Source organism: Mycobacterium sp. 1165196.3 (assembly GCF_001673415.1).
Taxonomy (GTDB): Bacteria; Actinomycetota; Actinomycetes; order Mycobacteriales; family Mycobacteriaceae; genus Mycobacterium; species Mycobacterium europaeum_A.
On the sequence record NZ_LZLU01000261.1, the window covers coordinates 1 to 9,787 of the forward strand.

At 67.7% G+C, this 9,787-nt stretch carries 11 protein-coding genes and 1 pseudogene; 2 read left to right on the forward strand and 10 right to left on the reverse strand.

From position 1 onward, the window contains the following. The 6 genes from A5659_RS28785 to A5659_RS24990 form a co-directional block, all read right to left on the reverse strand. The coding region (locus A5659_RS28785; RefSeq protein WP_231998011.1) for a PE family protein at positions 1–687 on the reverse strand (687 nt) is incomplete at its 3' end. A 163-nt stretch (positions 688–850) separates the two neighbouring features. After that, positions 851–2,041 carry an elongation factor Tu gene (gene tuf / locus A5659_RS24970; protein WP_044483827.1) on the reverse strand — a complete coding sequence of 397 codons (1,191 nt, stop codon included), beginning with the start codon at positions 2,039–2,041 and terminating at the stop codon, positions 851–853. A 108-nt stretch (positions 2,042–2,149) separates the two neighbouring features. Then, complete coding sequence (gene fusA, locus A5659_RS24975; protein WP_066869313.1) at positions 2,150–4,255, reverse strand: elongation factor G; 2,106 nt, start codon at positions 4,253–4,255, stop codon at positions 2,150–2,152. Positions 4,256–4,336: 81 nt separating this feature from the next. Then, a complete protein-coding gene (gene rpsG / locus A5659_RS24980) occupies positions 4,337–4,807 on the reverse strand; it encodes a 30S ribosomal protein S7 (protein WP_066869309.1) in 471 nt (156 codons plus the stop codon). Continuing rightward, the gene (rpsL, locus tag A5659_RS24985) at positions 4,807–5,181 is read right to left on the reverse strand and encodes a 30S ribosomal protein S12 (RefSeq protein WP_007767794.1); all 375 of its coding nucleotides are present in this window, start codon (positions 5,179–5,181) and stop codon (positions 4,807–4,809) included. Before rpsL ends, rpsG begins: the two co-directional genes overlap by 1 nt. A gap of 257 nt (positions 5,182–5,438) precedes the next feature. After that, positions 5,439–6,083 carry a TetR/AcrR family transcriptional regulator gene (locus A5659_RS24990; protein WP_066878529.1) on the reverse strand — a complete coding sequence of 215 codons (645 nt, stop codon included), beginning with the start codon at positions 6,081–6,083 and terminating at the stop codon, positions 5,439–5,441. Positions 6,084–6,276: 193 nt separating this feature from the next. Between A5659_RS24990 and A5659_RS24995 the strand changes: the two genes are divergently transcribed. Both A5659_RS24995 and A5659_RS25000 read left to right on the forward strand, forming a co-directional pair. Beyond that, the gene (locus A5659_RS24995) at positions 6,277–6,654 is read left to right on the forward strand and encodes a DUF3060 domain-containing protein (protein WP_066869294.1); all 378 of its coding nucleotides are present in this window, start codon (positions 6,277–6,279) and stop codon (positions 6,652–6,654) included. A gap of 48 nt (positions 6,655–6,702) precedes the next feature. Further along, entirely contained in the window at positions 6,703–7,188 is a 486-nt protein-coding gene (locus A5659_RS25000) for a DUF3060 domain-containing protein (RefSeq protein WP_066878530.1), read from the forward strand. A 4-nt stretch (positions 7,189–7,192) separates the two neighbouring features. On the opposite strand, the gene A5659_RS25005 is transcribed toward A5659_RS25000, so the two are convergent. The 4 genes and pseudogenes from A5659_RS25005 to A5659_RS29055 all read right to left on the reverse strand — a co-directional run. After that, positions 7,193–7,960 (reverse strand): crotonase/enoyl-CoA hydratase family protein, encoded by a 768-nt coding sequence (locus A5659_RS25005; protein WP_067185000.1) that lies wholly within the window; start codon positions 7,958–7,960, stop codon positions 7,193–7,195. After that, the gene (locus A5659_RS25010) at positions 7,957–8,676 is read right to left on the reverse strand and encodes a PaaX family transcriptional regulator C-terminal domain-containing protein (RefSeq protein WP_067185005.1); all 720 of its coding nucleotides are present in this window, start codon (positions 8,674–8,676) and stop codon (positions 7,957–7,959) included. The genes A5659_RS25005 and A5659_RS25010 overlap by 4 nt, the downstream gene beginning before the upstream one ends. A gap of 2 nt (positions 8,677–8,678) precedes the next feature. After that, on the reverse strand, positions 8,679–9,617 hold the full coding sequence (locus A5659_RS25015) for a crotonase/enoyl-CoA hydratase family protein (RefSeq protein WP_067185008.1): 939 nt from the start codon (positions 9,615–9,617) through the stop codon (positions 8,679–8,681). A gap of 73 nt (positions 9,618–9,690) precedes the next feature. Beyond that, positions 9,691–9,771, reverse strand: a pseudogene (locus A5659_RS29055) (hypothetical protein); the annotation flags it as partial. Between the last annotated feature and the right edge of the window lie 16 nt (positions 9,772–9,787).

The window sequence follows — 9,787 nt, forward strand, 5'->3', positions numbered from 1 at the left end:
CTGCGCGGGCGCCGGGGCGTGCGGCGCGGTCCGCGCCGAGACCGGCATGGTGGAGGCCGGAGTGGCCTGCGGCGGCGGCCACCCCGGCACCGGCCGGCACGCCGGTCGCGGCGGCCCCGGCGGGATCGGCCACGCTGGCCTCGGCCACCACGCCCGCCGGCGCGGCGCGGGTGGCGACCCCGGCCTACGCTCCGGCGACGTCGCCGGCCACCGTCCAGCCGGCGGCATCGGCGGCCACCCCGGTCGCCAACCCCGCCGCGTCCATGCAGACCGCGGCGCCGCCGCAGGCCACTCCGGCCTCCACCATGCCGGTCTCGGCGCGGACGTGCCCACGGCGCCGGCGCTCACCGCGGGGACCTGCGCGGCCATCGACGCCGGGCCCGCCGCGGTCTGCAGGGGCGTCGTGTTGGCGGCCTCGGCGAAGGCGTACTGCGCCGCACCGCCGTTCATCAGCTGCACGAACTGGCTGTGGAACGCGGCGGCCTGGGCGCTCAGCGCCTGATAGACCTGGGAGTGCGCATCGAACAGTGCGGCGATGCTGGCCGACACCTCGTCGGCGCCGGGGGCCAGCACGCTCGAGGTGGGCCCCAGCGCGGCGGTGTTGGCGGAGGTGATCGTCGACCCGATCCGGGCCAGATCCCCCGCGGCCGCCGCCACGAATTCGGGAGTCGCTTGAACGTATGACATCGGCACCTCACCCGCCCGACAGTCAGGAGAATTATGAGCAAATCCTAAACCAGCCGGCCGCCTCGCCGCATGATTTCTCCCGCGCTGGCCCGGCCCGACATCGCCGGAGATGCACAAAGCCCGGATCGCCGAGTCGGCGATCCGGGCTTTGCGGTGGTTCGAACTACTTGATGATCTTGACGACCCGGCCGGCGCCGACGGTGCGGCCACCCTCACGGATCGCGAACCGCAGACCGTCGTCCATGGCGACGGGCTGGATCAGCTTCACCGAGATGTTGGTGTTGTCACCGGGCATCACCATTTCGGTGCCCTCCGGCAGCGTCACCACACCGGTCACGTCGGTGGTGCGGAAGTAGAACTGCGGACGGTAGTTGTTGAAGAACGGCGTGTGCCGGCCGCCCTCGTCCTTGGACAGGATGTAGACCTGGCCCTCGAACTCGGTGTGCGGGGTGGTGGTGCCGGGCTTGGTCACGACCTGACCGCGCTCGACGTCCTCACGCTTGATACCACGCAGCAACAGCCCGACGTTGTCGCCGGCCTGCCCCTGGTCGAGCAGCTTGCGGAACATCTCCACGCCCGTGACGGTGGTCTTGGTGCTGGTCGGCTTGATGCCGACGATCTCGACCTCTTCGTTGACGTTGATGATGCCGCGCTCGACACGACCGGTGACCACGGTGCCACGACCGGTGATGGTGAAGACGTCCTCGACGGGCATCAGGAACGGCTTCTCCGTCTCGCGGACCGGGTCCGGGATGGACTCGTCGACGGCCTCCATCAGCTGCTCGACCGACTCGACCCACTTGGCGTCGCCCTCGAGCGCCTTGAGCGCCGAGACCCGCACGACCGGGGCGTCCTCGTCGAACTCCTGGGCGGCCAGCAGTTCGCGGACCTCCATCTCGACGAGCTCGAGCAGCTCCTCGTCGTCGACCATGTCGGCCTTGTTCAGCGCGACCAGGATGTAGGGCACACCGACCTGACGCGCGAGCAGCACGTGCTCACGGGTCTGCGGCATCGGGCCGTCGGTGGCGGCGACCACCAGGATCGCGCCGTCCATCTGGGCCGCACCGGTGATCATGTTCTTGATGTAGTCGGCGTGACCCGGGGCGTCGACGTGGGCGTAGTGACGCTTCTCGGTCTGGTACTCCACGTGGGAGATGTTGATCGTGATACCGCGCTGACGCTCTTCGGGCGCGTTGTCGATCTGGTCGAATGCGCGCGACTCGTTCAGGTTGGGGTACTTGTCATGCAGAACCTTGGTGATAGCCGCGGTCAGCGTGGTCTTGCCGTGGTCAACGTGACCAATGGTCCCGATGTTGACGTGCGGCTTCGTCCGCTCGAACTTCGCCTTCGCCACTTCTGTGTCCTCCTGGACTAGTTGGTGCTTGTTAAAGCAGTGTTGGTGTTTTCAGTTGTGCCGCGCCCAAGGCATTCATGACCCGGCAAGATTACTCCGAGCGAAGGTTTACTGGCCGGTCGCCTTCGCGATGATCTCCTTCGACACGTTCGCCGGCACTTCGGCGTAGGAGTCGAAGACCATGGAGTAGTTCGCCCGGCCTTGGGTCTTGGACCGCAGGTCGCCGACGTAGCCGAACATCTCCGACAGCGGCACATGCGCCTTGACCACGCGCGCACCGCTCCGCTCCTCCATGGCCTGGATCTGGCCACGGCGGGAGTTCAAGTCGCCGATCACGTCGCCCATGTAATCCTCGGGCGTGGTGACCTCGACGGCCATGATCGGTTCCAGGATGACCGGCTGCGCTTGCGCCGCAGCCTTTTTCAGCACCTGGGAACCGGCGATCTTGAAGGCCATCTCCGAGGAGTCGACCTCGTGGAACGCCCCGTCGAGCAGGGTGACCTTGAGGTTCACCAGCGGGTAGCCGGCCAGCACGCCGTACTGCATGGCGTCCTGCGCACCGGCGTCCACCGACGGGATGTACTCCCTGGGGATGCGCCCACCGGTGACCTTGTTCTCGAACTCGTAGGTCGCACCGTCCTCGCCGGTGAACGGCTCGAGGTTGATGATCACCTTCGCGAACTGACCCGAGCCACCCGTCTGCTTCTTGTGGGTGAACTCGACGTTCTGCGCGGCCCGCTTGATGGTCTCCTTGTAGGCCACCTGCGGCTTGCCGACGTTGGCCTCGACCTTGAACTCGCGCCGCATCCGGTCCACCAGGATGTCCAGGTGCAGCTCGCCCATGCCGCCGATGACGGTCTGGCCGGTCTCCTGGTCCAGGTGCACCTTGAAGGTCGGGTCTTCCTCGGCGAGCTTCTGGATCGACAGCGACAGCTTCTCCTGGTCGCTCTTCGTCTTGGGCTCGATGGCCACCTCGATGACCGGGTCGGGGAAGGTCATCGACTCCAGCACGATCTGCTGGTTCGGGTCGCTCAGCGTGTCACCGGTCGTGGTGTCCTTGAGCCCGATCACCGCGTAGATGTGACCGGCCGAGGCGGTCTCCACCGGGTTCTCCTTGTTGGAGTGCATCTGGAACAGCTTGCCCAGCCGCTCCTTCTTGCCCTTGGTGGAGTTGATGACCTGGCTGCCCGAGTCGACCTTGCCCGAGTACACCCGGACGTAGGTCAGCTTGCCGAAGAACGGGTGCGTGGCCACCTTGAACGCGAGCGCCGAGAACGGCTCGTCCGTCGACGGCTTGCGGGTGATCAACTCCTCTTCCTTGCCGGGGACGTGGCCCTCGGCGGGCGGCACGTCCAGCGGCGACGGCAGGTAGTCGATGACGGCGTCCAGCATGGGCTGAACGCCCTTGTTCTTGAACGCGCTGCCGCACAGCACCGGATAGGCCTCCGAGCTGATGGTCAGCTTGCGGATCGCGCCCTTGATCTCCTCGATCGTGAGCTCTTCACCGCCGAGGTACTTGTCCAGCAGCGCCTCGTCCGTCTCGGCGACGGCCTCGAGCAGCTTGGTGCGGTACTCCTCGGCCTTCTCGGCCAGGTCGGCGGGGATGTCGACGACGTCGTACTTCTCACCGAGCTTGGCCTCGGCGCTCCACACCTTGGCCTTCATCTCGACCAGGTCGACGACGCCCTCGAAGTCGCCCTCGGAGCCGACGGGGATCTGGATCGGGATGACGTTGGCGCCCAGCCGCTCCTCCATGGTGCGCACGGAGAAGTAGAAGTCGGCCCCGATCTTGTCCATCTTGTTGACGAAGCAGATGCGCGGGACGTCGTACTTGTCGGCCTGCCGCCACACCTGCTCGGACTGCGGCTCGACGCCCTCCTTGCCGTCGAAGACGGCCACGGCACCGTCGAGCACGCGCAGGCTGCGCTCCACCTCGACGGTGAAGTCGACGTGCCCGGGGGTGTCGATGATGTTGATCTGGTTGTCGTTCCAGAAACAGGTGGTGGCCGCGGAGGTGATGGTGATGCCCCGCTCCTGCTCCTGCTCCATCCAGTCCATGGTGGCGGCGCCGTCGTGCACCTCACCGATCTTGTAGCTGATACCGGTGTAGTAGAGGATGCGCTCGGTCGTCGTCGTCTTGCCGGCGTCGATGTGCGCCATGATGCCGATGTTGCGGACCTTCGTGAGGTCGGTCAGCACGTCCTTCTGTGCCACAGAAGTCTTCCCACTCTTTCGATTGCTTGGTTAGTTCGCTGTCGGTTTGCGCCCGGCCGCTCTGCCGTTGGACGCCGCCGTCTACCAGCGATAGTGCGCGAAGGCGCGGTTGGCCTCGGCCATCTTGTGGGTGTCCTCGCGCCGCTTGACGGCGGCGCCGAGGCCGTTGCTGGCGTCCAGGATCTCGTTGGCCAGCCGCTCGACCATGGTCTTCTCGCGGCGTTGCTTGGAGAAGCTGACCAGCCAGCGCAGTGCCAGCGTCACCGAGCGGTCCGGACGCACCTCGACCGGGACCTGGTAGGTAGCGCCACCGACGCGTCGGCTGCGCACCTCGAGGGAGGGCTTGACGTTGTCCATCGCCCGCTTGAGCGTGATCACCGGGTCGGTGCCAGTCTTGTCGCGGGCCTGTTCGAGCGCACCATAAACAATGCGCTCGGCCAGCGATTTCTTCCCGTCCAGCAGAACTTTGTTCACCAGCTGCGTCACCAGCTGCGACCCGTAGACCGGGTCGTTGACCAACGGACGCTTCGGCGCGGGCCCCTTACGCGGCATCAGCTCTTCTCCTTCTTGGCGCCGTAACGGCTACGAGCCTGCTTGCGGTTCTTGACACCCTGGGTGTCCAGCGAGCCGCGGATGATCTTGTACCGGACACCGGGCAGGTCCTTCACACGACCACCACGCACCAGCACCATCGAGTGCTCCTGCAGGTTGTGGCCTTCGCCGGGGATGTAGGCCGTGACCTCAACCTGGCTCGTCAGCTTCACGCGGGCGACCTTCCGAAGCGCCGAGTTCGGCTTCTTCGGGGTGGTGGTGTACACGCGGGTGCATACGCCACGGCGCTGCGGGCTGCCCTTCAGGGCCGCGGTCTTGACCTTGGCGACCTTGTCGCGGCGACCCTTGCGGACCAGCTGCTGAATGGTTGGCATCTACCGGCTTTCTGTGTTCGTGTTCGGCATACTTCTAGCGTTTTCAAGTCTGTGTACTGCAGTTATGACCGTCCGCGTCACCCCGCGTCCGGGTGTGTCGCATGCGCTGCGCACCGGAGGAGGTCCGATGCTTCGTGGACACGCGAATTCGCCCGGCATCCACTTCCTTACGGTTAGGCGCCGTAAGCCGCCAGGCACGAGGGACCACAATACCCGCCGCCGGTCTCGCAGGTCAAAGCGACGGCGGGCGCATCCGGCTAGTAGCGGGCGCCATCGGCGGCGGTGCGCCGTTCCAGACCGGCCGCCAGCCGCAGCACCATGTCGGAGAACAGCGCGTCGGTGTCGATGTCGTCCATCACGCCGGTCATCTCCAGCAGAACGAACCCGTGCAGGGCGGACCAGAACTCCAGCGCCGCATGGAAGGCCGCCTCGCCGTCCAGACCATAGGACGAGAGCACGGCGATCACCGGGGCGGCGGCCCCGCGGGTCGCGGCGGTGTACTCGGGATCGTCCCCGCCCAGCGGCATCCGGGTGAAGGCCGAGTAGCGGCCCGGATGGTGGTGGGCGTAGCTGCGGTAGGCGCCCGCCATCACCAACACCGCGTCGTCGCGGGCGCGGCCCTCGCCGACGCGGTTGAGCATCGTGATGATGTCGTCGATCACGCGGATCCGCACCGCGCGGCGCAGGTCCTCCAGGCTGTCGACGTGGTTGTACAACGACGGCCCCTTGGTGCCGAGCTGCATCGCCAGCGCGTTGATGGTCAGGGCGTCCCAGCCCTCGCGGTCCAGGAACGTCAGTGCGCCGTCGATGATCCCGTCGCGGCTGAGCTTGGCCGGACGGGAGGCGGGCCGGCCCGCGCGTTGGCGCCCGGCCGCCGGGGGCGGATCCGGTGGAGCTGCCATGGCGGTCGCCCTTCGATTGCATGTTCGGGATGCGGTTAACTAATGACTCTAGTTGACGCCCGTTCGGACATTCATCTCCCCGGAGGCGATGCGGGGGCCCGGCGAGGGAAAATAAACTCTGCCACCGGGCAGGCAAATGCACGTAATGTCATGCTTGCCCGTTTCGAGCAGCGTCGGAAAAAGGGGACCCGCAGTGAAGTGGACGACTGTCGCCGGGTCACTGGCCGCCTGTGTCATCGCCGTCGTCGCCGGCGCCGCCGCCCCGCCGGGCGTCGCGCAGGCCAAGAACGGCGACACCCACGTGATCGGGCAAGACATCGAGCAGACGGTCGACTGCAACGACGCCACGCTGATGGTCAACGGCACCGGCATCACGGTCACCGCGCTGGGCAACTGCTACGCCGTCACGGTGATGGGTTCGTCGAACACCGTCATCGCCGACTCGGTTTCGCATGACATCACCGTGTACGGCTACAACCAGACGGTGTTCTATAAGAACGGTCAGCCCGCCCTGTGGGACCGCGGCCGCGAATTGGGCATGACCAACCGGCTGCAGCAGGTGCCGGGCTGAGCGGCGCCCACCACATCATCATCGCCAATCGAGGGGAATCGAGGACACATGCCCGCCTACATGCGTGACCGTTCGCAGCGCTTGGCCGTGCTCGCCGTAACGCCGGCCGCCGCGGCCATGGTGCTGTCCGGCTGCAGTTCGACGGCCAACCCGCCGGCGGGCTCGTCGACGACCACCACGAAGAGCAGCGCGACGACGAGTGCCAGCGCCGCGCCGACGACGGGAACCAGCGGGGCCAGCACCACCGCGTCCATCGAGATCGGCAACACCATCAACTACGGATCGATGGGCACCACCACCACGCTGGACTGCGCCAGCGGCAAGTCGCTGAACGTCGGCGGCTCGGACAACACCCTGACCGTCACGGGCACCTGCGAGACGGCCACCGTCACCGGCACCAACAACAAGATCACGTTCGACAAGGTCAACACCCGCATCACCGTGCTGGGCATGAACAACACCATCACCTACAAAGACGGTGACCCCAAGGTCGACAAGATCGGCCAGAGCAACACGATCAACAAGGGCAGCTGAGGCGTCAGCCGGCCGGCGCCCCGTGCCGGCCGGCGCCCGCCGCGAAGCGCCCGGCCCCTTCGTTCGCCTCCGCGGCCACCCGGGAGATGCTGGCGAATTCGAAGTCGAGCGCATCGGATTCCGTTGCCCCCCACTGATGTAGCGCCGAGAGCCGGTCGGAGCGCAGGCACTGCTGCGGCAGCGCCGCCAGTTGAGCCGCCAATTCCTCGGCCGCCTGGCGCGACTGACCTTTGGGGACAACGCGATTCGCCAACCCGATGGCCTGGGCTTCGGCGGCGGCCACCGCGCGGCCGGTGAGGATCATGTCCATCGCCCGGCTGTGGCCGATCAGGCGCGGCAGCCGCACGGTGCCGCCGTCGATCAGCGGCACCCCCCAGCGCCGGCAGAACACGCCGAACACGGCGTCCTCCTCGACCACCCGCAGGTCACACCAGATGGCCAGTTCCAGACCCCCGGCGACGGCGTAGCCACTCACCGCGGCGATGACGGGTTTGGACAGCACCATCCGCGTCGGGCCCATGGGGCCGGGGCCGGTGCGGTGCACGGCGTTGGCATCGGGCGTGCCGAAGGCCTTCAAATCGGCCCCCGCACAGAAGGTTCCACCCTCGCCCCACAGCACGGCCACCGATGCGGTGTCGTCGCGGTCGAACTCCTCGAAGGCCGCATACAGCGCGGCGGCCGTCGGGCCGTTGACCGCGTTGCGCGCGCCCGGGCGGTTGATGATCACCGTGGTCACCGGGCCGTTGCGCTCGACCCGCACCGGATCTGTCATGTCGCCTCCGCAAATAGTGGTTCGCGCCGCTCGAGCAGCTCCGCGGCGAAGTCGTGGTAGGCCGCCCGCAGCCGGGCGCCCGGCCAGTCGGCCGGCAGTAGCTCGTCGGGCAGCACCGGATCGGTGAGCAGGTGGCGCACCGTCGCGGCGGCGACCACAAATCGGCCGGGAATGTCTGGCGCCGCGGCCATTTCGTCGAGCAACCGGCGCCCGGTCTGCGCCCAGGCGGGCAGGTCCCACAGCTGCCCGGCCAGCTCGGCGGGGTCGTCGTCGCGCGCCCGCAGCACCCGCGTCTGAGCCGCGACCTCAGGGCCGAGCCCCCCGTCGATGTTGTCGGGGCGCATCCACACCCCCTCGCGAAGCTCTCCGAAACGCTTGTCGTGCAAGGCGGTTCGCAGAGCCGCGCGGGTCCGCGCGTCCTTGCCCACGGTGGTGACGATGAGTGTGATCCACTCCCCGGCCCAGGGTTGCACCCGCGGGTCGATGGCATCGTCCTGGCGCCGCTGGCGGGCCAACAATCGATCCGAGAGCCGATAGCCGTCGGCGGAGCGGATCAGGTCGCCTGCGCCGACCATCCGGGTCAGCGCCACCCGCAGCGTCGACTCCTTGATGCCGAAGTCGGAAGTGAGCCTGACCAATTCGTTCGCCCGAGCGTGGGCGGGGTGCGCGCCGAGTAGCACGCTGAGCACCACCGACCGCGCTGTCATGTCCGGCATGGTTACACCTCGGACGCGCGTCGGCCGTGGTCGCCGAAGGGTTCGTCGCGGTGCCGCACCGCCTCGCGGAACCCGTGCTCGACCGCATCGGCGACGAAGGCGTGGCCCTCGGGCGTGTGCCTGGCGACGCCGTCGAACACCGTGCTGACCATCCTGCTGGTCGCCACGCCCTGTTGCAGCAGCGCGGAATTCAGCGCGAGCTTGACCATGATCAGCTGGTTGACCGGCACCGCGGCAATCCGCTCGACCAGCCGTTCGGTGCGCTCGTCGAGGTCGGCCGGATCCGGCGCCTCGACCGCCCAGCCCCACTCGGCGGCCTGCGCGCCGGTGATGCAATCACCGGTGAACAACAGCCTTTTCGCGCGGGCGTCGCCGAGCCGGTGTGCCCACAGGCCGGCCGCCGGAACGCCCCACACCCGGGTCGGGGGGTAGCCGATCTTGGCGTCGGCGGCGGCGATCACCTGATCGGCGTGCAGTGCGATATCGGTGCCGCCGGCCACGCAGTAGCCGTGGATCTTGACCACCGTCGGCTTGTCGGCGTGCATCAGGCTGGAGAAGCCCCGCACGAAGCGGCTCATCATCTGGTAGTCGATCATCGGGTCCCACGGCTGATCCGCTAAATGGTTGACCGCCTGGGTCTTTCCGTCCAGCACGGTGCCCTGGTACGCGCCGGTGCCGCCGGCCGAGCCGGTGCGATCGGCATAGGCGCTCAGGTCGAAGCCCGCGCAGAAGCCCTCACCGCGGCCGGACACCAGGATGACGTGGACGTCAGGGTCGAGGTCGGCACGCTCCACCAAAGCCGAGAGCTCCAGCGGGGTGTCGGCGACGATCGCGTTGCCCTTGTCCGGCCGGTTGAACGTGATGCGGGCAACCCGGTCGGTGACCTCGTAGGTCATCGTTTTGAGGTTGTCGAAGTCGACCGGTCTGATCGCGTGGGTCAATGGCGCCACTCCTCCTCGTTGGCGCCGCTCGTGCGGCGCGTGGTCGGGCCGCCGGCGCAGGTCATATTGTGGCTCAACCCTTTACCAGCGCCCGCTCCAGGATCGGTGCGAGGTCGAGCCCGTCGGGCATGGTGCCGAACGCGCCACCCCACTGTCGGTCAGCCGGTCAG